This window comes from Testudinibacter sp. P27/CKL/0425 (assembly GCF_052931395.1).
In genome coordinates, this window is sequence record NZ_CM128801.1 from 185,218 (window position 1) to 207,925 (window position 22,708).

The following is a 22,708-nucleotide window of genomic DNA, read 5'->3' on the forward strand; positions in this document are numbered from 1 at the left end:
TTATCTAAGGAGTTCAATTATCAGATTTTTCAATGCTATTATGTTTTTTCTTTTTTGTGATTTGATTCACAACAAACAATTATCTTAATCCATAAACAAAATAACATAATTGCCCCCTTCTCCCCCTAGCATTTATCTTTTATTCCGAAGTGAAAATAGACTCAGACAGGAGAAAGAGCATGACTAATTATTTTGAAAATATTGAGAGCATCAAATTTGAGGGAAAAGACAGCACCAATCCGTTAGCTTATCGTTACTACGATCCAGAACGTGTGGTTTTGGGGAAAACCATGGCGGAACATTTGCGCTTGGCGGTTTGCTATTGGCACACCTTCTGCTGGAACGGTACTGATATGTTCGGCAGCGGTTCGTTGGATCGCCCTTGGCAAAAAAATGCAACTCCGCTAGATGCCGCGAAACAAAAAGCCGATATTGCGTTTGAATTTATCAAAAAGCTCAACGTGCCTTATTACTGCTTCCATGATGTTGATATTGCGCCTGAAGGCAACTCTTTTAAAGAATATATCCACAATTTCTCTACCATTGTCGATATTTTGGCAGAAAAACAAGCGCAAACCGGCATTAAATTATTGTGGGGAACGGCAAACTGTTTCACCAATCCACGCTATATGTCAGGAGCAGCAAGCAACCCGAATCCGGAAGTGTTTGCCTGTGCCGCCACCCAAGTTTTTCACGCCATGAACGCCACCCAAAAACTCAACGGTGAAAACTACGTTCTCTGGGGTGGGCGAGAAGGCTATGAAACCCTGCTCAACACCGATTTAAAACGGGAGCGTGAGCAACTCGGTCGCTTTATGCAGCTGGTTGTCGAACATAAATACAAAATCGGCTTCAACGGCACTTTGCTGATTGAACCGAAACCGCAAGAGCCGACTAAGCATCAATACGATTACGATGTGGCAACCGTGTACGGTTTCTTGAAACAATTCGGATTGGAAAACGAAATTAAAGTCAATATTGAAGCCAACCACGCTACCTTGGCGGGGCACACTTTCCAACATGAAGTGGCAAGTGCGGTAGGACTGGGAATTCTCGGCTCGATTGATGCCAACCGTGGCGATCCGCAATTAGGCTGGGACACCGATCAATTCCCTAACAGCATTGAAGAAAATGCACTGGTGATGTATGAAATTTTGAAAGCCGGCGGGCTGACCACCGGAGGTTTTAACTTTGACGCGAAAATCAGACGTCAAAGCATTGATAAATACGATCTGTTCTATGCGCATATCGGCGGAATCGATGTTCTGGCACAGTCGTTATTAATTGCTGCGAACATGATTGAAGATCAACAATTACAAAGCATTGTTGATCAACGTTACAGTGGCTGGAATGGCGAACTGGGGCAATCAATTCTGAGCGGCAAAACCTCGTTAGCCGATCTGGCACAGTTGGTTGAAACCAAGCAGCTTGCGCCGCAACCGGTCTCCGGACATCAAGAGTTATTGGAAAATATGGTAACCCGCTATATCTATAAATAAAATCCTATTCGGGGTAATCTTGATTACCCCGCCTTTCTACGGAGTGTAATATGTATCTCGGTATTGATTTAGGCACTTCGGGTGTCAAACTGGTCTTATTAGACGAACAACAAACCCTTCTCGCCACCCATTCGACCGCACTTAGCATCAGTCGCCCACAGCCACTTTGGTCGGAGCAAAATCCGGCAGAATGGTGGCAAGCCATTCAAACCAGTATTCAGGCATTAAAAAGCCAGTATGATCTCAAACAGATCAAAGCCATCGGGCTGACTGGACAAATGCACGGGGCGGTTGTGCTCGATCAACAAAACCATGTACTGTATCCTGCTATTTTATGGAATGACGGGCGCAGTTTTGCGGAGTGTGCCGAATTAGAACAACAAGTGCCTGACTCTCGCCAAATCACTGGCAATTTAATGATGCCCGGATTTACCGCACCGAAATTAAAATTGGTTGGCAAAACATCAACCAAACCTGTTTAGCCAAATCCACAAAGTCTTGTTGCCGAAAGATTATATCCGCCTGTTAATGACCGGCGATTATGTCTCCGATATGTCTGACGCCGCAGGCACGATGTGGTTAGATGTCGCCAAACGTGCATGGAACGAACCGCTGCTTGCCGCTTGCGGTTTATCGCTGGAGCAGATGCCTGAACTTCGAGAGGGTAATCAAATTTCCGCTGTTTTATCGCCGGAAATCGCTGAACAGTGGGGAATGGATCCCATTCCGGTCATCGCTGGTGGTGGCGATAATGCCGCTGGAGCAATCGGGGTCGGCTTATATAAAGCGGGTCAAGCGATGCTGTCGCTCGGCACATCGGGCGTGTATTTTGTGGTAACCGATAAATTTGTCAGTAATCCTGAAAAAGCAGTGCACAGTTTCTGCCATGCCCTGCCGCAGCGTTGGCATTTGATGTCGGTGATCCTTAGCGCCGCATCGTGCATTGATTGGGCAAACGAGGTATTGGGAATTAGCGATATTAACCGTTTCTTTGCCTTAGCCGAACAGCACAGCGATGATTCCAATGTGATTTTCCTGCCTTACCTCTCAGGCGAACGAACGCCGCATAACGATCCTTATGCCAAAGGCGTGTTCTGGGGAATGGACCACAACAGCACACAGGCGGCATTGGCGAAAGCAGTGGTTGAAGGGGTGAGTTTTGCCCTTGCGCAAAGTATTGATGTGTTGCATGACAGCGGTGTGCAAGCCGACAACATCACCCTCATCGGCGGCGGCGCAAAAAGCCACTACTGGCGACAACTGCTCGCCGATATTAGCGGAAAAACCTTTGAATATCGCAAAGGCGGCGATGTCGGCCCTGCACTCGGTGCGGCAAAACTCGCCCAAATCGCCCTTAATCCCGATAAAGATATTGCGGATTTTTGTCCACCGTTGGAATTGGAACAGGTCTATACCCCGAATCCGGACAAACAGGCTTACTACCGAGCCAAAAGAGCAACCTTTACGGAATTATATCAGCGGTTAAAAGGGGTGCTCTAACAGAGGCTGCAACCTCGCCATCACCTGCTCAGCACGAATCTCCGCCATACTCTTGGCAGCAAGTGCGGTTTGATTTTTGCCGTAGCTGCCAATCAGTTTCGGATCGCTAGCGCCGTAGAGGGTGATGTTGGGTTTATCGAGAGCTGCGGTGAGGTGTGCCAGCCCGGTATCGACCGACACCACCGCTTTGGCGTGGGCGAGTTGCTGGGCGATCTGTGAAAGGGTGGTTTTCGGCAACACGTCAACGTGGGCGAAGCCCTGTGCCAATCGCACGGCGCGCAACCGCTCTTGCTCGTTACCCCACGGCAGGCGGATTTGATAGCCCAGTGGTGCGGTTAGCGCAATTAATTCACGCCATGCGCTTTCCGCCCAGTGTTTGTCATCACGGGTGGTAGAGTGAATAAACACCAGATAAGGCGGTTGTGCTGTGTCGGCTGATTGCAATGAAGACGGCTGCAAAAAATGGCGGGCAATGGCGTAATCGCCTTTTTCATCGGGCAGGGCATAGCCAAGGCTTAACGCAAACAGCTGTCGAATCCGTTCCACGGCGTGCTGCTGATAGCTGATCGCATAGGTTTTATCATAAAAAAAACTGGCGAGCGGTTCACGAATTGAGCGGCAATCATAGCCGTGTTTTTCGCCGTGCGCTAAACGGGTGGCAAACACCGCACTTTTCACCAAGCCTTGCGCATCAATCACCGCATCATAGTTTGTTGCTTGCAGTAAAGTGCGGTATTGTCGCCATTCCGACCGCACTTGCGCTTGAAACGGGCTTTTGCGCCAACGGCGTAGCGCAATCGGAATCACCCGCTTCACCGCCGAATGCCACAGTGGGATCTCCGCAAAATGCTCTTCCACCACCCAATCCACCGCCAAGTACGGTATGGCACGCTGCGCATCGGTGAGCGCAGGCAAGGTGTGCAGAACATCACCCATGGAGGAGGTTTTGATCAGGCAGAGTTTCATATCAGATTTTATTAATCCTGAGTCTTTCATTACTTACATAACAGGGACGGTAACGTCGTTTGCGAAAAATTTCCTGGCAACGATGTGTTACAAATCATGAGATCAAATTGATCTATTTCACCCACATAAGCTTGCTGTACTTTATTGATTTTACTGTCATCAAATATCAAAATATTATACTGTGATTTCTGCATCGCTTTGATTTTCACCCTTGCCTCATTAAAATTAAAGCAGGTAATGCCTTTCTGATGATGAACACCAGCAGCAGAAATAAAGGCTTTGTTAGGGCATACTACATCCAACTCATTTTGTATTGTAATCGAATCTAAAAAAGAGTTATCTCGAGAGTAACTTCCACCACATAAAATCAGCTTACATCGATTTTTCTCTTGTAAAGCCATAAACGTGTTGATCGAACAGCAAAGTGCGGTAAACGTGAGTGAATCACTAATTTGTGATGCAATAAAAGGAATGGTGGAGCCACAATCGAAGAAAACAACATCACCTTCCTTAATCTGCTCCGCGGCTAATTTACCAATCTGCATTTTTTGAGCAATGTTCTTACTCTGTTGTTCAAAAATAAAATAACCATTTTCATTCGCTCGTTGAGGATCTTTAACGATGTAGCCACCAAGCAAGACCAAGGAGCCAGGCTCTGTACTTAAATCCCGACGAATTGTCATTTCAGAAACATTTAAAATACCCGCTGCATCACGCAAATGTATTTTATCCATTTGTTTCAACAAAAATTCCAACTGTTGAATTCGAGAATTTGTTTTTGTATCCACACCGACTCCTACTCTTTAATAGCTCGAGTGATTATCCTGCAATCCATTCACAATGGCAACACCCGAGCTGGTTCCCAACCGAGTTGCCCCAGCCTCAATCATTGACAACGCGGTTTGTATGTCTCTTACTCCGCCTGAGGCCTTAACACCAATCTCATCACCCACCGTTTTTCGCATAAGCACAACATCTTTGACCGTTGCCCCACCGGTATTAAATCCAGTTGAGGTTTTTACAAACGCGACATTAAGATCCCGACAAATTTCGCACAGTCTGACAATTTCATCATCCGTCAATAAGCAAGTTTCCAAAATCACCTTAAGCGGAGTTGTATTACAAGCTGTTAGCACCGCTTGGATATCTTGCTTCACTTCCTGCCATTTATTTGATTTGACCCAGCCTATATTGATCACCATGTCAATCTCGCCAGCACCAACACGAATCGCCTCTGCTGCTTCAAATGCTTTCACTGTCGATAAGGTAGCCCCCAATGGAAAACCCACCACTGTGCAAATTTTAACATTGCTATCTATCAGTAATGCCTTTGCGAGTGGAATGTGGCACGCATTGATACAGACTGAATAAAATCCATTTGAAATAGCTTCCTGGCAGAGTGTCTGAATGTCAGATTCTGATTTATCGCTTGTTAATGCGGTGTGATCAATCATATTGGCTATGTTTTTAACGTTCATTTTTTCTCCTATTGAATATAAAATCGAACAAAGTATGGCTTTTTCATATCATATCCGGATTTAATTTAAAATCTGTGATCGATGTAACTTTTTTAACATTTTTATTATTATAAACTAATTTTAGATTTAAATGTTTTTATTTTAACAAAGGAGTAATACTATGGATATCGCTGTTATTGGTTCAAATATGGTCGATTTGATTACTTATGTTGATCAAATGCCAAAAGCCGGGGAAACACTCGAAGCGCCTAATTTCCATATGGGATGTGGTGGTAAAGGGGCAAATCAGGCAATTGCCGCCGCAAAATTGGGGGCAAAAGTGATGATGTTATCAAAAGTCGGAGATGATGTTTTTGCAGATAATACCATTAATAATTTCAAACAATATGGCGTTGATACTCAATACGTTGAAAAAGTGGAAGGAGTTTCCAGTGGTGTCGCCCCTATTTTTGTCGACTCTAGCTCACAAAATCGCATTTTGATTATCAAAGGTGCAAATGCACACTTAAGTTCGAAAGATATTGATCGGGCAGCCGATCAACTAAAACAGTGTAAATTAATTATCTTACAGCTGGAAATCCCGCTGGAGACCGTTTATTACGCCATTGATTTCGCTAATCGTCATGATATCCAAGTCATTTTAAACCCCGCTCCGGCTAGTAAAGCGCTGTCCTTAGAATATGCCTGTAAGTGCGACTTCTTTATGCCGAACGAAACCGAATTAGAAATCTTAACCGGAATGCCTGTGAATGACATGACTGAGATTCAAGCTGCCGCCCGCTCTTTACTCGATAAAGGACTAAAAAACCTCATCGTCACATTGGGCGAAAAAGGCGCTATTTGGTTGCATCATGATCAGATCACTCATATTCCATCTTATAAAGTAAAAGCGATTGATACCAGTGGTGCAGGCGATGCGTTTATCGGCTGCTTTGCCCACCACTATATCCAAACCGGTGATGTATTGATGGCGATGAAAGAGGCTTCCTTATTTGCCGCCTGTAGTGTCACCGGAAAAGGTACACAGTCTTCTTACCCAAGCCAGTCTGAATTTGAATTTTTTAAACAGAATTCTCTTTGAGAATAAGGAATATATTATGAAAAACATTATCCAAATGCCTGACGGCTATCTTAACAGAACACCTCTATTTCAATTTATTTTGTTATCGTGCTTATTCCCTCTATGGGGCGCCGCCGCCAGCCTAAACGATATCCTCATCACTCAATTTAAAAGCGTTTTTACACTCAGCGATTTTGCGAGCGCGCTGGTACAAAGTGCCTTTTATGGTGGTTACTTTCTGATTGCGATACCCGCATCATTGGTGATTAAAAAAACCAGCTATAAAATCGCCATTTTGATTGGGCTTACATTATATATCGGTGGTTGTATGATGTTCTATCCTGCCTCACACATGGCGACTTATACGATGTTTTTAGCTGCAATATTCTCAATCGCCATAGGATTAAGCTTTCTAGAGACATCCGCTAATACTTACAGCTCAATGATCGGGCATAAAGATTATGCCACGCTCCGTTTAAATATTAGCCAAACTTTCTATCCAATCGGGGCAATTTTCGGGATCCTCCTCGGTAAATATCTAATTTTCCAAGAAGGCGCCACATTGGAAGAACAGATGATCGGCATGACTCCGGAACAATTACATGATTTTAAATTAGCAATGCTGCAACATACTTTGCAGCCTTACAAATATCTGATTTTTGTCCTGATTGCCGTCACATTCCTGTTTTTGATCACGCAATTTCCAAAATGTAAATCAGCAAAAGAAGATAATAAACAAGATGTCCATTTTATGGATACCCTAAAATACCTACTGAAAAATAGCGCTTTCAAAAAAGGGATTGTCGCTCAATTCTTATACGTCGGTATGCAGGTTGCTGTCTGGTCTTTTACTATTCGCTTAGCACTGAATTTGAGCAATATGAATGAGCGCGACGCATCTAATTTTATGGTATATAGCTTTATCGGCTTCTTTATCGGCAAATTTATTGCTAACTTCTTAATGACAAAATTCAAACCCAATTGGGTGTTGGTTTGGTACTCAGTATTAGGTGTATTCACTCTGGCTTATACGGCTTTTGTCCCGGATTTTTCTGCAGTGTACGCCGCTATCTTTGCCAGCGCTCTATTTGGCCCATGCTGGGCAACCATTTATGCTTCGGTATTAGGAACCGTTGAACAAGAGCATCGAGAAGTTGCCGGCGCTGTTGTCGTCATGTCAATCATTGGTGCCGCAGTTGTGCCGGCTATTCACGGTTTGGTTTCCGACTCCCTTGGTTCAATTCAACACGCTTTTATCGTTCCGCTCTTCTGTTTTGCTTACGTTGGTTACTATTTTTATGGAAAACGTAACGAAGCCCAAAACCACTAATATGAGGAAAATAATATGAAAAGCACCATTCCTTTGTTTAAAGAGTCCTTCGGTACAGACAAAAAAATTCTATTACAAAACGACAATATCATCGTTGAGGGATTTAAATATCAATCTGGTATTGAAGCAATAAAAGCGAGTAATAGTAAAGGATTTGTGACGATACTCCCGTTCTATGGACAAATTATTTGGGATGCTAATTTTAACGGTCACAGCCTAAAAATGAAAAATATGTTCACCGAACCGAAGTGCGGTACTGAAATTATCGACACCTACGGCTGCTTCTGTTTTCATTCGGGATTAATCCGCAATGGTTGCCCCTCTCCGGAAGATTCTCACCCTCTACATGGTGAAATGCCTTGTGCTCGTATGGATAAAGCTTGGCTTGAATTAGCGCATGATCATATTGCAGTTTGTGGAGAATACGAATATGTAAAAGGTTTCGGGGATCATTATTCCGCTCAGCCAAAGGTTATTATTTATCCAGATAGTAGTCTGTTTGATATTCAAATGCAGGTCACCAATCTTGCCAGTGTCGAAATGCCGCTACAATATATGTGCCATATGAATTACTGCTATGAACACGGTGCGAAATTTACGCAGAATATCCCAGATTCCGTAATTCAGCTCCGAGAGTCTATTCCCGCTCATGTTCAACCGACACCCGCATGGCTTGCTTTCAACAATGAAATAAAGCAAGGAAAATATGTTTTAACCCATTTGGACAATGATGAAATGTACAATCCTGAAATCGTTTTTTTCATGGATAATTTACAACAACATCAAAAACATCTGGAATACCGAGTGCACTCCCCACATGGACACACCTATTTAGCAACATTCTCTTCAGAGCAATTTAATTATGCTACTCGCTGGATTTTATACAATGCGGATCAGCAGGTCGGCGCCTTTGTATTACCTGCAACTTGCAGGCCAGAAGGATACTTGGCTGCGCAGAGAAGTGGGACGCTAATTAAACTAGCACCTAATGAAAGCCGTTGTTTTTCCGTGACGACTGGAATTGAAATATAATCTATTTAATATTTCATTAAAAAAGCGTTAAATTTTATTTAAATTTAACGCTTTAGATATTAAAAAATAACATTATGATGATTTTAAACCATAAGTACTAAACTTATTCAACACAATCTTCATTTCTTGTTCAGAAAGTACAGGTACGGCATCACTAACACTAAGTAAAGTCATATATTGCTTTGCCAAGACCTCCACTTCATTTGCGAGCCATAATGCTTTCTCAAGCGAACTCTCCATACAGACTACCCCATGATGTTGCAGCAGTACAGCTTTCGATAAGCAAATTCCTTGTCTAACAATCTCTGATAACTCTAGGCCACCAAAAGTAGCATAAGGTAGGCAAGGAATGGCACTTCCTCCACTTACAGCAACCATGTAATGTATTGCTGGAATTGACTTATTCAATATGGAAACCGCTGTTGAATACAATGCATGATTATGAATTACTGCATTTAACTCGGGTCTCGCTTGATAACATGCCAAATGGAAGTGCCACTCACTTGATGGTATTTTATCTCGTTCAACCTGTCCATTATTATCAATAAAGACTATTTGTTCTGCTATAAGTTGATCACTAGGTATTCCACTTGGGGTAATCAGCATGCCATTTTCAAATCGACAACTGATATTACCTGATGTTCCTTGATTCAGTTTTAAGCGATTCATTTCTTGATAAATGAAAATAATTTTTTGAGATAAATCCAATCGCTCCATATCAATTTCCTTTTGATTTTAAATCTGAAAATAGCTGATTTAGCCCTTGTTCCGAAGCATCGCAAACACCACGTTCTGTGATTAATCCACCTGTAATCAATTCCGCTGGTGTTACATCAAATGCAAAATTTCCACATGAAGTACCTTGCGGAATAATATGCACTTTATTCAATTGCTGATTTTCATCTAATCCATAAACATAGGCCTGTTCATCACCAGATCGTTCCTCTATCGGAATCTCTTTCACACCATCATAAACCGTAAAGTCAATAGAAGGAGATGGAAGCGCCACATAAAATGGAACACTATTGTCTTTGGCTGCTAGTGCTTTCAAATAAGTACCTATTTTATTACATACATCACCTCTAGCGGTGGTGCGATCAGTGCCAACAATACACAGATCAACTAGTCCATGCTGCATTAAATGCCCTCCAATATTATCCGCAATAAATGTATGAGGCACTCCATGCGCTCCCAATTCAAATGCGGTCAACCCTCCCTGATTGCGTGGTCTAGTTTCATCAGCCCAAACATGAACGTTAATACCAGCCTCATGCGCCATATAAATCGGCGCAAGAGCAGTTCCCCAGTCTACCGTAGCAAGCCAGCCTGCATTGCAGTGTGTTAAAATATTAATTACCGATTTATCTTTCTTTTTATCTAAAATATTTTTAATTTCATTCAGTCCATGCTTACCTATGGATTTACATATTTCAATATCTTCATTACTGATTTGTTCAGCTAAGGCATATGCCAGAGATACGCGATTATTTACTAATGCTAGTTTAAGTGCTGTAAGACACCGATCTAAGGCCCATTTTAAATTAATTGCGGTTGGCCTGGTATTGATTAATAAGTTATATGTCCTCATTAAATTTTCATCTGAAGAATCTTGATGCATTGCGATTGCCATTCCATATGCAGCTGTCGCACCAATTAATGGTGCTCCACGTACATTCATCTCTTTAATCGCATTTGCCACATCATCAACTGTCGATAATTTCAAAATATCAAGTTTAAATGGTAATTTCGTTTGATCAATAATATTAATACTTATACTATCATCAGATAACCAAACTGTTCTGTAATACTTTCCATTAATTTTCATAATTACTGCTCCCCACTAAAATCTCTTATATAATCAACAACCGAATTTATGGAGTTAAATTCATTTGAATTCAACATTAAATAGCAACCTATTTTTAATGATTTACTACAGCAATCAGCTCTTAACTTTTCATCAGAAATATTTTTCAAGTCAGCTACCCCTGCAAATCCAATAATTCGCCTATTAATTTCTAGCCCTGCATTGACTAACGTATCAATAAAAAGATTTCTAAAAAATTCTTTTTGAAAGTCAACTGTTAATTGTTTGTCATAGATTCCTATTGGATAAGCATCGCCTTGATTCTTTTTATTCCACAAATGAGTAAATTCATCAACAAACACATTCCATGTATTAGTTATCTCACTTAAAATCCACTCACAATAATCAATCCTATCAACTTGATTTTTGATATAATATTTTTGTGAAAAGTATGACATAATCAGATTACCAAGATAATTTCCAATATCAAAAGCCATTGGGCCCATGAACCCAAATTCAGGATCAATAATTACCGTTGACTCAGATGTAACCATGATAGATCCTGTATGCAAATCACCATGTAATAAAGCCTGAGACTCTGTCATAAACTTATATTTATACTTCATTGCAATCTTAATGAGATCATGATCAGCCCAAATAGATTTTATCTGTTGTTTTAATAATGGTGTTGACCAGTTGTTTCTCGGCGCATTAAAATATGGCTCAGTAAAAATCAGATCTTCTGTTATCTTACATAATTCATAATTTAGTGAAAATTTAGACACTAGCTTTTTCTTATCTTCTGCATTAAGTCCTATATCAGAGGTAAAAAATAGATTTCTTGCTAAAAAAACACCGATATCATTAGAGAGATTTTTAAATTTCTTTCCACTTATCATTTCTTTTCTTAATACAATATGTGGATGAATATATTCCATAGCAAATATTGCCATAACATCATCATAGAAATAAACCTCAGGAATTAATTTGCTTCCAACATTATTGTATTGTATTTTCAATGTATTATATTCAAAAAATGCTCTCTGTAATGATAGTTTCCAGCCTTCTCCTGCGGCTCTCACATATGGTATAGCCTGTTTTACAATAATCGTTTTTTGAGCACCTGAAACAACAAAAACAAGGTTTATATTCCCATCGCCAATTTCACTAATTTTCCAATGGTTAGAGTCGCCACCCAAATCAATATTTTTAGGTAGTTTTTTAATTAAGTAATCGGCAATATTTTCACAGTTTAAAATAAAATATGAGGTAGATTCATTATTCATAACGTCATTCCTTTCAATAAAGTTAGTTTTTTATTCTCATCCAATCTTCCAATAAAACATCCGAAGATTTAAACTCAGGAATTTTTTCTATAAGATCGCTAATGTTTTTAATATTATTTTCATTAAGCATCTCTTGTGTAATCAATACTGGGGGAACTGTAACTTGAGAATCTACATTCTCACCTTTCAACAATTTAGCCAATGCTCGCACACTCACCTCTCCCATAATTGCTGGATTTGTTGCCACTGTCGCTACCCAAGCGCTGTTCGGCTCTCGCATGATTTGAATATCTGAATTTGAAATATCCGCACTATATATCCTGACTTTATTACTCAATCCAGCTTCATCAACTGCAATTTTTATACCTTTAGCAAATTCATCATAAGGTGAGAATGCAACTGTAATATCAGGATTAGCTCTAAAAACTGCCGCAGCTTGATCTGCTACTTGATTCGGAATAGGATTATTCATGGTGCCAAATCGGGCAACTTCATTAATATCGGGATATATATTTTTAAATTCTGTAAATACTTCATCACGGCGATCTAGAGGCGGGATACCTGGCACATATACATAAGCAGCTTTCCAAGATTGACCGTTATCTTTAATTGCTTTAGATAACGACAATCTAGCAATTTCATGATCACCTTGGTTAATTTGTGGAATATATTTATTTTCTGCATTAACATCAAAAGCAACTACTTTAATCCCATTTTCCACGGCAATAGCAGCTAAATCTTTTAATGAGTCAGTAAACCCATGCTGTAAAATAATACCGTCATAACCTTTCATAATGACTTGCTCTAGTTGATTTCGTTGTAATGCTGCATCTTGTCTGGCATCGTAAACATCTAATTTCAAACCTAATTCTTTACTCTGCTTTTTTACACCATTTAAATATTGCTCAGGAAAATCACCTTGGGACAAATATCTTACATGTGCAATTTTAAAATTTCTGCTCTTAAAATCCACCAACTCATTCGCTACTACTGCATTAGCAGCACTTATCGAAATTAAGAACATCATGTTTTTTAATAAAAAATTTTTCATATTAAACTCCATTAATAATTATGTGAATAAAAAAACTACTTCTGTTTCTTAGATAGACCGAATGTAAACATTAAGGCTACAACTAATACCAGACCTTTAATAAAGTCTTGGGTATAATAAGGTGTATTCATCATAGTTAATCCATTCAATAGTACACCTACAAATAATGCTCCAATTGCTGCGCCTAATGCATTAGGTCTAGCAGCGCCTAATACCGCATATCCTATCAATGCACCTGCAACACCATCCATTAGCAGAGAATTACCAGAACTAACATCACCACGCCCAATTCTTGCTGCAAGTAAAATTCCACTAATTGCCGCATATATACCTGATAAAATATAAGCTGTATATTTATAATATTCGACTCTCGCTCCAGCCAATCTAGCAGCCTGCTCATTTGAGCCTATCGCATACATTACTCTTCCATATCGTGTTTTTTCTAAAAAAAGATATGTAATAACAGCCAGTAACAACATAATAATTACAGGAATAGGTATCAAGTCAAAGACTCTTGCACGTCCTAGAAATAAGAAAAATTCAGAAAATATACCAGTTGCATTACTGCCATCACTTAAACTCATCCCTGTAGAAATAGAACGTCCTTGTGTCGGTATGAGCTGTAATCCTAATAATAAAAACATCATACCCAATGTTGTTAATAAATCAGGTATTTTCATTTTTATAATTAAAAATGCATTAATAAAACCAACAATAACTCCAATAAAGATTGCAACAAGAATAGCAATACCTGCACCAAAATCCATAATAACCATAACGTAGCTAGAAGCCATCATAGAAAAAGCTGCTGTAGATCCTACCGAAAGATCAAAACCATTTATTGCAAGAGTTGCGGTTATACCTAAAGCTAGAATTGCAACTATTGAAACTGACTGTAGAATAATCATCATGTTTAATGTACTCATAAACATAGGTTCTATAATTGAAAACATTAGTAGCATTAATAACAATAGTATTAAAAGACCATACTTAATGCTGAATTGTCTTATCTTTTCCATAAATACCCCTTGTAAAATAATAAAATGCAAGCCCATTAATTATTACTAAATTTAGCTGAAGCTATTTGATTAATAATTAACTTCATATCTATCTGGTTAATATTATGCTCTCCCACTAAATTATTGTTATTAAATACAATAATTCTATCCGCTATTTCTAATGCCTCTTCAATATCAGTGCATACTACAACAGTAGCTCTCAAATTAGCTGTACTTCTTAAAAGCTTTCCTATTTCTCGTCTCGATCCTATGTCAACCCCTTGGAAAGGCTCATTTAATAAAAATACCTTACTCTCATTTAACATCCATCTCGACACCATTACTTTTTGCTGATTTCCACCTGATAAAGTTGATAATAAATCTTTAGAATCACGATATTTTACGCCAGTTTTATTTAATATCTTATTGGCCACTAGCCGTTCACTTTCTTTTTTAATAAATCCAAATTTATTTGATAAATATTTTAAAAAAGGAAAAGTAACATTCTCTTCAATAGAAAAATCAGGAATAATTGCATTATTACCTCTATCTTCCTGCAACATAAAAATACCCCGTTCAATAGCCTTTTTAGGTGTGTCTGAAACCCATTTTTTACCATCTAAAAAAACCTCTCCAGAATAGGGCTTATCTAAACCGAATAATGACTCAATGACCATATGGCAGCCAGAAGAGAGTAGCCCCGTGAGAACAACAATTTCTCCCCTTTTGAAAATAAGATCAAAAGCATTTGAATTTTTCTTTAATTTATAATTTTTAAGCTCTAGAATGGTTTCATTACCCTGATTATAGGTATGTTTGATATCAGCAACCTTATGTCCCAACATTGAATCTACTGCACCCGCATAATCTAGAGGCTTTGTAAAGTTCCCAACAATTCTTCCTTCTCTTAATGTTGCAATTCTATCTGCTAATGCTCTAATGTCTGACATTCGATGAGAAATATAGATAATCGCAACTCCATCACTTCTCATTTTATTGATAGCATCAAATAGTTTTGTAGTTTCTGAATCAGATAAACTTGATGTTGGTTCATCTAATATTAACAAACTTGGCTTCTTGGCTAATGCTCGAGCAATGCCAACCAATTGTTTATCTGCTTGCGATAATTCAGAGACAGATAAATCAAGCGGCAAATCAAGTCCCACTAAAGAGGCTATTTTTCTAGCTTCTGTATAGAGCGATTTTTTCTGAATAAATATATTTTTATTATTTTTACATAGCCTATCCAATACTAAATTTTCAGCTACAGTTAAATCTTGTACAACACCATCATTAATTGTTTGGTGAACGGTAATTACACCCGCCTCAATCGCTTCCGCAGGAGAGTCTATATTGCATTTTTTACCATTAATAAGAATAGAGCCGCCATCAGAGCGATAAACTCCACTCAAAATTTTGACTAATGTTGATTTACCTGCTCCATTCGCACCCATTAAGGCTAGAACTTCCCCCCCTTTAATCTTTATGGAAACATCTTGCAATACAATGTTTTCATTAAACCGTTTCTTTATTCCTTGTATCTCAATCTTGTTCTTCTCCATAATGCACCAACCTTACATTTGATAACCTATAGCATTCTTTTGATAAATACTAAAATCTATCTATTGATAATGCAATACATACTTTTGTATAATGTGTGACGTAATTAACACTTTTAAGATTTTTTATGCAATGATGATCGAAGTGACATAAACCAGATGTATCAATAGACAGACGCTTCCGTCAGAAATCGCTACTCAGTAGCCAAGATACGACATACATTAAATTTCAGCTAAATAAAAGGGATAAGAAATGAGCAATCATAAAAGGGGGTTTAAAATCGATCCGATACTCCATGCATCATGGCTATACTATCAAGAGGGACTGAATCAAGCGGACGTTGCAAAAAAGATGAATGTATCTAGGCTGACGGTAAATAAATATTTATTACAGGCAAGAGAAAGAGGGGCTATCAAAATCGAGCTCAATTTCAATGAATATATGAATGATTATTCTGCAATCACTATTAAAACTAAGTTTAATCTCAATAATGTCTTTATTGTGCCAGGTGTACATTCCCAAACAATGCCATCTAATATATTTCGTAAGCACATGGCAAATGCCGGTGCCGCTTATCTAGCCGAAATCATAGAAGATAATGATTTTTTAGGTGTTGCTTGGGGACGTACAATCCATATGTTAGGCAATTACATTGCGAGAAAACGGCTGAATAATGTCAATGTTATCCAAATGTTAGGTTCTATCCTACCTCAACCTGACTTCACCACAATAGAATCATCAACAAAAATTGCACAAAAGCTTTCTGCCAAATGCGTTTCATTACATGTACCGGCAATTGTTTCAACTCCTAAGCTAGCACAAGAACTGATGAGCGAACCGATTATCCAACATAATTTTTCGTTATTAAAAAAGTGCAATAAAGCACTTACTGTTGTCGGTAATTCACAAGATAGCAATCCGCTCATCAGTAGTGGTGTTCTTTCTATTCAAGACATGAAAATATTCAGAGATCTTGGGGCTGTTGGCGTATTGTGCGGACGATTTTATGACATCAACGGCCAAGCTGTTCCATATGAAAACGTAGATAAGCGCTTGCTTGGCATCACACTTTCTCAGCTACAAAAAATAGAGACAAAAATTTTCCTAAGTGCCGGAGAACAAAATTTTGATGCATTAATCGGTGCATTACGGGGGCGATTTATTACAGATCTAATTATTGACGAAGATACGGCAAAATTCTTACTCACCGATACTCAAATATAGTATAAAAAGTCATATTGACTAATAAGGCATAACCCAAGCGCAGCCTATACGCTGCGCGAAAATATTTAGTCTGACAATAGCTAATTTCCTTATTTATCAAAGTAGCAACGACTGTAATTTTTCCACCACCATCTGCGGCTGAATATCAATCAAACTTTGATGATAGCCCTCTTCGCTGTCTTTGCCTTTCCGCACTTTGATTAAACCGCCTTCGATTAAACGAATAATTTCCACGTTGTCGCTGAGTGGCGGGGTGTATGCTGGGCTGGTCGGGCCGTATAACGCCACCAGCGGGCGTTGTAAGGCGGCGGCGATGTGCATTAAGCCCGAATCGTTGCTCACCACTGCACGGCAGCAGGCAATCAGGTCAATCGCTTCTTCAAGACTGGTTTGCCCTGCCAAATTAATGCAGTAACGCTGAAGTGCGGTCGGCAGGCTGTTGCGGATCTGCTCCGCCACCGCATCATCTTTGGCTGAACCAAAAATATGGATCTGATAGCCCTGTTCAACCAGCTGTTTTGCCAGTTCGGCATAGTGGTAATGCGGCCAGCGTTTAGCCGGGCCGAATTCCGCCCCCGGGCAAAAGCCGATAATCGCACGGTTTTCGGCAAGTGCGGTCTGCTTGGCAAATTTAGCACAGGTTAGTGCCACCTGTTCGGCGTGGGTGGTTAAATACGGATACGGGGTCGGCAATTGTTCAGCTGGCGGAACCGCACTTCGCTCAAATGCCAACGCAGCGTAACGCTGCACCATGCGAGGGTAATCCTGCTTGTTGCTGCGCAGATCGTTTAACAGTAAGTAGCGGCTTTCACCTTTCCAGCCACGGCGTTGCGGAATGCGGGCAAACAGCGGAATAAACGCCGATTTGAGTGAATTAGGTAACACAATCGCTTGATCGTATTGCCCACGCAGCGCCTTGCCTAAGCGGTAACGCTCGCCCAATGCAAAACTGCCGTGCCCAATCGGCATGGCAATCACTTGATTCACTTCCGGCATACGAGACAGCAACGCCCGACACCAATTCGGCGCCATCACATCAATCACGCAATCGGGGTGGCGTTGTTTCAGCACTTGATACAGGCTGTGCGACATCATCATGTCGCCGACCCACGAAGGACCAATCACTAATATTCTCATGTTAACCGCACTTTGTATCTTGTCGTTATTGATTTAACCATGCCATGTACTCCGCTACGCCCTCGGCAACGGTTTTGAACGGCTTGTCGTAGCCCGTGACACGCAAGTTGGTTAAATCCGCTTGGGTGTATTCTTGGTAGCGGCTTTTTAAATGATCCGGGAATGGAATGGTTTCAATCTCGCCTTTTTGGTGGAACTTCACCACGGCTTTTGCCACCTCTTCAAACGATTCCGCATTGCCGGTGCCGCAGTTGTAAATGCCCGACACCGCATTTTGCCAGCACCAGATATTCACTTGCGCCACATCGCCGACATACACAAAATCACGGCGGAACTGTTCACTGCCCGCAAACAGTTTTGGATTTTCACCTTTAAGGATTTGATTATTCAAGTGGAACGCCACACTTGCCATGCTGCCTTTGTGGTTTTCACGCGGTCCATACACATTAAAATAACGGAAGCCGCACACCGGTGATTCGGCTTCCAGCAGGATTTCACGCACATATTGATCGAACAAGAATTTAGAATAGCCGTACACATTCAACGGCGCTTCAAATTCACGCTGCTCTTTAAACTCGGTTTTGTCCCCGTAGGTTGCGGCGGAAGAGGCGTATAAAAACGGAATGCGGCGATCAAGGCAATAATGCAACAGCTCTTTGGAATATTCATAGTTGTTGCTCATCATGTATTTTCCGTTCCATTCTGTGGTCGCAGAACATGCCCCTTCGTGGAACACCGCCTCAATCTCACCAAAATCATCACCGGCAATAATCGAGGCGATAAAATCCTCTTTGTCGCAATAATCGGCAATATCCAAATCCACCAAATTGGCAAACTTGGTGCCGTCGGTCAAATTATCCACCACCAGAATGTCTCTGCGCCCGATGTCGTTTAATGCCTTGATAATATTGCTGCCGATAAATCCTGCGCCGCCTGTTACGATAATCATAGTTGCCTACCTTGTTCGGTTGTTGGAATAAATTAGGGATATTGTAATGGATTTCTATCGGGTGGCAAAGGCGGAATGCAAAAGTGCGGTTCGGCACGTCAGATAATGGAAAATGCCCCGACAGAAAACAAAAAGTGCGGTATAAACCGCACTTGCTTGCTGGTTAAGCGTCGGCTCGACTGCGATAATTCAGCCACACCATAGCGGCAACAATTACCATGCCGATCAAATCGGTGATATGTTCCGGCACGATCAGCATGAAAGAACCGATTGCCAAAATCACTCGCTGCCACGCGGCGAAAGCGTTTTTGAGGTAGCCTTCCACTGCTGCCGACAGGCCCAACACGCCGACGGTGGCGGTCACAACCACGCTGATAATCACCCAAATATCCGGCAACGGGAAGGTGCGGGCGGTCACCGCCACATCGGTCACATCAATCATCAACATATTCGGGTTATACACAAACATAAACGGCACGATGAACCCCGCCAATGCCAAGCGCAGCGACTGCCAGCCGGTTTTCATCGGATCGCCGCCGGAAATCCCCGCACCGGCAAAGGCGGCAAGCGCCACCGGCGGTGTGATATTGGCGAAAATTCCGAAATAGAACACGAACATATGTGCCACCAATACCGGCACGTCGAAGGTTGCCAACGCCGGTGCCGCCATGGTCGCGGTGATGATATATGCCGGAATCGATGGCAGCCCCATGCCTAGCACCATTGAAGCAAGCATAGTGAGAATCAGTGTTAATAATAATGAGCCTGCGCCAAGGGTAACGATCGATGAAGTCATCACCGTACCGAAGCTGGTCAGGTTGACCACCCCGATCACAATGCCGACTACCGCACACGCCGCCATTACCGGCAGCGCCTGACGCGCGCCGTCTTCCAGCGCCGCCCAAATATCTTTCAGCCCCATGCGAGTTTCTTTACGCAATTGGCTGACCAGCACGGTAATCCCGATAGTATAAGTCGCGGCATAGCCGATTGGCACCGATTGAATCAGGAAGTACACCAGCGCCACAATCGGCAACAACATATGCCCGCGCGCTTTCATCACTTCTTTCAATTGCGGCAATTGATCACGCGAAATGCCTTTCAAATTGCGCTTGCCGGCGCGGAAATGTACCTGCGCAATCACGCCTAAATAATACAAAATCGCCGGGAACAGTGCGGCGAGGGCAATCGTTCCGTAGCTGACGCCGGTGGTTTCCGCCATGATGAACGCACTGGCGCCCATAATCGGCGGCAGGATTTGTCCGCCGACCGATGCGCTGGCTTCCACCGCACCGGCAAAGTTTTTGTGATAGCCGATTTTTTTCATTAACGGAATGGTGAAAGCGCCGGTGCTGACCACATTCGCAACCGCCGCACCGTTAATACTGCCCATAAAGCCACTGGAGATCACCGCCACTTTCGCCGGCCCGCCTTGTTTATCACCGGCAATTGCCAAGGCTAAATCGTTAAACAGCTGCCCCATGCCCGACTTGCCCAGAAACGCACCGAACAAAATAAACAGGAAAATAAAGGTCACCGACGCCCCGGTGGCAGACGAATACAGCCCTTCGGTTTTCAGGTACAGCTGTCCGAAAATATCGCCGATGTCATACGGACGGGTCAGCAAGCGATACGGCATAAAATCCATCGAGCTGATAAACGGATAAACCAAAAACAGCAGCGCAAAAATCACCAAAATCCAGCCGGTGATCCGCCGCGCCGCTTCCAGCACCGCCAGCACCGTCAAAATCGCAAACACAATATCCTCGGTGTTCGGAATGCCGCCGCGCACGGTCATAATGGCTTGATATTGATAAATTAAATAGACCGCTCCGGCAATTGCCGCCGCCACCCACAACCATTCGTACCAAACGATTTTATCGCGACGGCTACTTTTCGCAGCAGGGTAAAGCAGAAAGATTAGTGCACAACCGACTGCAACGTGGATCGAACGTTGCAGCAGCGTCGGCAACGGATAAAAGGTGATATATAAGTGAAATAACGAATAGAATACGGCAATAACACTGATCAGCTGTTTTTCCCAACCCGGCTTTAACAGACGGGTGACCGATTCGCGATCATATTTTTCTAGAATTTGCTGCTCTTTATTTGGTTGATCTTGGTTTGGCTGATCCGCCAACAATTGAGAATCCTGATTAACTTGCCCATTCATGGCACGTTCTCCCCAATAAAAAAATAATCAATGCTGTCCGAGAAGGTGTTATATTCACTTCACTGTAGTCCGGCACTAACCTGTAAATCGGTATCACCAGCTGCGGCGTGCTTAATTCGCCCTGCATATTGGCGGATACCACCCAATTAATTTCCGCTAAACGAATTTGTTGCCGATAGCCGACGTACCCTTCCCGCCCGTGAATAGGCTCGCCTTGCGACGGCGTGCCCGCACCAAAGGTTTGCAGCCAGCTTTGCTCCAACAAAATAGCGTCACCGTCGTGGCGATACTGCTCGCGCCACCATTGGTGCTCGACCGAATGGCGCCAACTCAGTTCAAAGGTCGACGAATCGAGATAACAACGTTGGTTTTCGGTTTGAATAATAAACAGCTTTAGCGGAAACAAACAGGCAAGTGCGGTTATCATCACAATTCCGATGATTAACATACGCTTGCCTGAGTTTATCATCAACGGCGCGCGGCTTTATTTAGCCAACACTTCATCATAATATTTTTTCGCGCCCGGGTGTAACGGCGCGACTAAACCTTGCTGTGCACTTTCCAGATTGATGTCTTTCGCAGCCTGGTGCGCAGTTTGCAATTGCGGCAAACTTTCGAAGAAGGTTTTGGTCAATTGATAAACATCGTTTTCACTTAAGTCGGAACGCACCGCCAATGCATTTTTAATCGCGGCGGTCGGAATCGGATCAGCATTGCCGTAGGTTCCCGCCGGAATTTCCATTGCATTGAAATACGGTTTGTCTTTGGCAATTTCGGCAATACCGTCCGCCGGAATACTGACAATTTGCAGATCAAAGCCTTGTTGTAGCTCCATTAATGAGGAGTTCGGCAAACCACTGGTTAAAAATGCCGCATCAATTTTGCCGGATTTCAGTGCATCCGCCGCTTCGGCATAGCCTAAATAATCCACGCTGATATCGTTATAGGTGATACCGAAACCTCCCAACAGGTTGCGTGCATTCACTTCAACTCCTGAATTTTGCGCCCCGGTGGCAACTCGACGACCTTTAAGATCGGTAATGCTGGTGATGCCGCTGCGTTTTGAGGTGACGATTTGCACATAGTTCGGATACAACGCCGCCACTTCGCTGACGGTGTCAATTTTATTCGGGAAGTTGCCGACACCGTTCACTGCGTCGCTCAACACGTCGCTCATTAAAAATGCCATTTCGACTTTTTTCTGATTGAGCAAATTCAAGTTTTCAACCGAAGCGCCAGTGGTTTGGGTTTTGGAATTGGTTTTGAGATCTTTACTGTAAATTTCAGCTAAGGTGGTCGCAATGATGTTATACGGGCCGGATGCGCCTCCGGTGGCGATGGTTACAAATTTACTTTGCAAGCCCGCAGTTTCAGGCGCCGCTGCCGAAGATGCCGGCGCAGCCGTGGTGCTGCCTTTGTTATCGTCACAGCCGCTGACCAACACGGTCAATAATGCGGCAGCCAGTGCCATTGCTGATGCTTTCATTTTTTTCATAACATTCCCCTTTAAAATCAGTGAATCCCTTGCCTAAAGCAGGCAGTTCGTGAAACAAAACAACGCATATTCAAAAATATGCGATTAAACGACAATAATAGCTCCGCTATTGGCTGTCAATCGCTAAATTGGGTTAACAAAAAAATTACACCGCATTTCAGAGCGC

General features: G+C 42.0%; 19 protein-coding genes and 1 pseudogene. 6 read left to right on the plus strand and 14 right to left on the minus strand.

Going from position 1 to position 22,708, the window contains the following annotated elements:
• Window positions 1-179 precede the first annotated feature (179 nt).
• Entirely contained in the window at window positions 180-1,499 is a 1,320-nt protein-coding gene (gene xylA / locus ACUHGC_RS00955; RefSeq protein WP_446833841.1) for a xylose isomerase, read from the plus strand.
• A 50-nt stretch (window positions 1,500-1,549) separates the two neighbouring features.
• Window positions 1,550-2,999: pseudogene (gene xylB / locus ACUHGC_RS00960) on the plus strand (xylulokinase).
• Here the strand turns inward: xylB and rfaC are convergent.
• From rfaC to deoC, 3 genes are read right to left on the minus strand one after another with little or no spacing between them, the layout of a single operon-like run.
• Entirely contained in the window at window positions 2,982-3,965 is a 984-nt protein-coding gene (rfaC, locus tag ACUHGC_RS00965; RefSeq protein WP_446833842.1) for a lipopolysaccharide heptosyltransferase RfaC, read from the minus strand. The pseudogene xylB and the gene rfaC overlap by 18 nt on opposite strands.
• Window positions 3,966-3,994: 29 nt before the next feature.
• Window positions 3,995-4,753 (minus strand): DNA-binding transcriptional repressor DeoR, encoded by a 759-nt coding sequence (gene deoR / locus ACUHGC_RS00970; RefSeq protein ID WP_446833843.1) that lies wholly within the window; start codon window positions 4,751-4,753, stop codon window positions 3,995-3,997.
• 15 nt (window positions 4,754-4,768) lie between these two features.
• Complete coding sequence (deoC, locus tag ACUHGC_RS00975) at window positions 4,769-5,443, minus strand: deoxyribose-phosphate aldolase (protein ID WP_446833844.1); 675 nt, start codon at window positions 5,441-5,443, stop codon at window positions 4,769-4,771.
• A 160-nt stretch (window positions 5,444-5,603) separates the two neighbouring features.
• Between deoC and rbsK the strand changes: the two genes are divergently transcribed.
• From rbsK to ACUHGC_RS00990, 3 genes are read left to right on the plus strand one after another with little or no spacing between them, the layout of a single operon-like run.
• Window positions 5,604-6,524 (plus strand): ribokinase, encoded by a 921-nt coding sequence (rbsK, locus tag ACUHGC_RS00980; RefSeq protein ID WP_446833845.1) that lies wholly within the window; start codon window positions 5,604-5,606, stop codon window positions 6,522-6,524.
• A 16-nt stretch (window positions 6,525-6,540) separates the two neighbouring features.
• Entirely contained in the window at window positions 6,541-7,833 is a 1,293-nt protein-coding gene (fucP, locus tag ACUHGC_RS00985) for an L-fucose:H+ symporter permease (protein ID WP_446833846.1), read from the plus strand.
• A 15-nt stretch (window positions 7,834-7,848) separates the two neighbouring features.
• Window positions 7,849-8,865 (plus strand): aldose 1-epimerase family protein, encoded by a 1,017-nt coding sequence (locus ACUHGC_RS00990; RefSeq protein ID WP_446833847.1) that lies wholly within the window; start codon window positions 7,849-7,851, stop codon window positions 8,863-8,865.
• Window positions 8,866-8,937: 72 nt separating this feature from the next.
• Here ACUHGC_RS00990 and ACUHGC_RS00995 read toward each other — a convergent pair whose 3' ends face one another.
• From ACUHGC_RS00995 to ACUHGC_RS01020, 6 genes are read right to left on the minus strand one after another with little or no spacing between them, the layout of a single operon-like run.
• Window positions 8,938-9,582 (minus strand): L-fuculose-phosphate aldolase, encoded by a 645-nt coding sequence (locus ACUHGC_RS00995; protein WP_446833848.1) that lies wholly within the window; start codon window positions 9,580-9,582, stop codon window positions 8,938-8,940.
• Between the two features lies 1 nt (window position 9,583).
• Window positions 9,584-10,690: an S-methyl-5-thioribose-1-phosphate isomerase gene (gene mtnA / locus ACUHGC_RS01000; protein ID WP_446833849.1), complete on the minus strand. Its 1,107-nt coding sequence runs from the start codon at window positions 10,688-10,690 to the stop codon at window positions 9,584-9,586.
• Window positions 10,691-10,692: 2 nt separating this feature from the next.
• On the minus strand, window positions 10,693-11,955 hold the full coding sequence (gene mtnK / locus ACUHGC_RS01005; protein WP_446833850.1) for an S-methyl-5-thioribose kinase: 1,263 nt from the start codon (window positions 11,953-11,955) through the stop codon (window positions 10,693-10,695).
• A gap of 22 nt (window positions 11,956-11,977) precedes the next feature.
• A complete protein-coding gene (locus ACUHGC_RS01010; protein ID WP_446833851.1) occupies window positions 11,978-13,006 on the minus strand; it encodes a substrate-binding domain-containing protein in 1,029 nt (342 codons plus the stop codon).
• A 35-nt stretch (window positions 13,007-13,041) separates the two neighbouring features.
• On the minus strand, window positions 13,042-14,025 hold the full coding sequence (locus ACUHGC_RS01015; protein WP_446833852.1) for an ABC transporter permease: 984 nt from the start codon (window positions 14,023-14,025) through the stop codon (window positions 13,042-13,044).
• A gap of 35 nt (window positions 14,026-14,060) precedes the next feature.
• Window positions 14,061-15,566: a sugar ABC transporter ATP-binding protein gene (locus tag ACUHGC_RS01020; RefSeq protein ID WP_446833853.1), complete on the minus strand. Its 1,506-nt coding sequence runs from the start codon at window positions 15,564-15,566 to the stop codon at window positions 14,061-14,063.
• Between the two features lie 250 nt (window positions 15,567-15,816).
• Here ACUHGC_RS01020 and ACUHGC_RS01025 point away from each other — a divergent pair, with 250 nt between their 5' ends.
• Complete coding sequence (locus ACUHGC_RS01025) at window positions 15,817-16,788, plus strand: sugar-binding transcriptional regulator (protein ID WP_446833854.1); 972 nt, start codon at window positions 15,817-15,819, stop codon at window positions 16,786-16,788.
• Window positions 16,789-16,884: 96 nt separating this feature from the next.
• On the opposite strand, the gene waaF is transcribed toward ACUHGC_RS01025, so the two are convergent.
• The 5 genes from waaF to ACUHGC_RS01050 form a co-directional block, all read right to left on the minus strand.
• Window positions 16,885-17,925, minus strand: coding sequence for a lipopolysaccharide heptosyltransferase II (gene waaF, locus ACUHGC_RS01030; protein WP_446833855.1), 1,041 nt, complete (start codon window positions 17,923-17,925; stop codon window positions 16,885-16,887).
• A gap of 25 nt (window positions 17,926-17,950) precedes the next feature.
• Window positions 17,951-18,874: an ADP-glyceromanno-heptose 6-epimerase gene (rfaD, locus tag ACUHGC_RS01035; RefSeq protein WP_446833856.1), complete on the minus strand. Its 924-nt coding sequence runs from the start codon at window positions 18,872-18,874 to the stop codon at window positions 17,951-17,953.
• 163 nt (window positions 18,875-19,037) lie between these two features.
• Window positions 19,038-21,047 carry a TRAP transporter permease gene (locus tag ACUHGC_RS01040; protein ID WP_446833857.1) on the minus strand — a complete coding sequence of 670 codons (2,010 nt, stop codon included), beginning with the start codon at window positions 21,045-21,047 and terminating at the stop codon, window positions 19,038-19,040.
• Complete coding sequence (locus ACUHGC_RS01045) at window positions 21,031-21,495, minus strand: DUF1850 domain-containing protein (RefSeq protein ID WP_446833858.1); 465 nt, start codon at window positions 21,493-21,495, stop codon at window positions 21,031-21,033. The genes ACUHGC_RS01040 and ACUHGC_RS01045 overlap by 17 nt, the downstream gene beginning before the upstream one ends.
• Before the next feature lie 36 nt (window positions 21,496-21,531).
• On the minus strand, window positions 21,532-22,542 hold the full coding sequence (locus tag ACUHGC_RS01050; RefSeq protein ID WP_446833859.1) for a TAXI family TRAP transporter solute-binding subunit: 1,011 nt from the start codon (window positions 22,540-22,542) through the stop codon (window positions 21,532-21,534).
• Window positions 22,543-22,708: the final 166 nt, after the last annotated feature.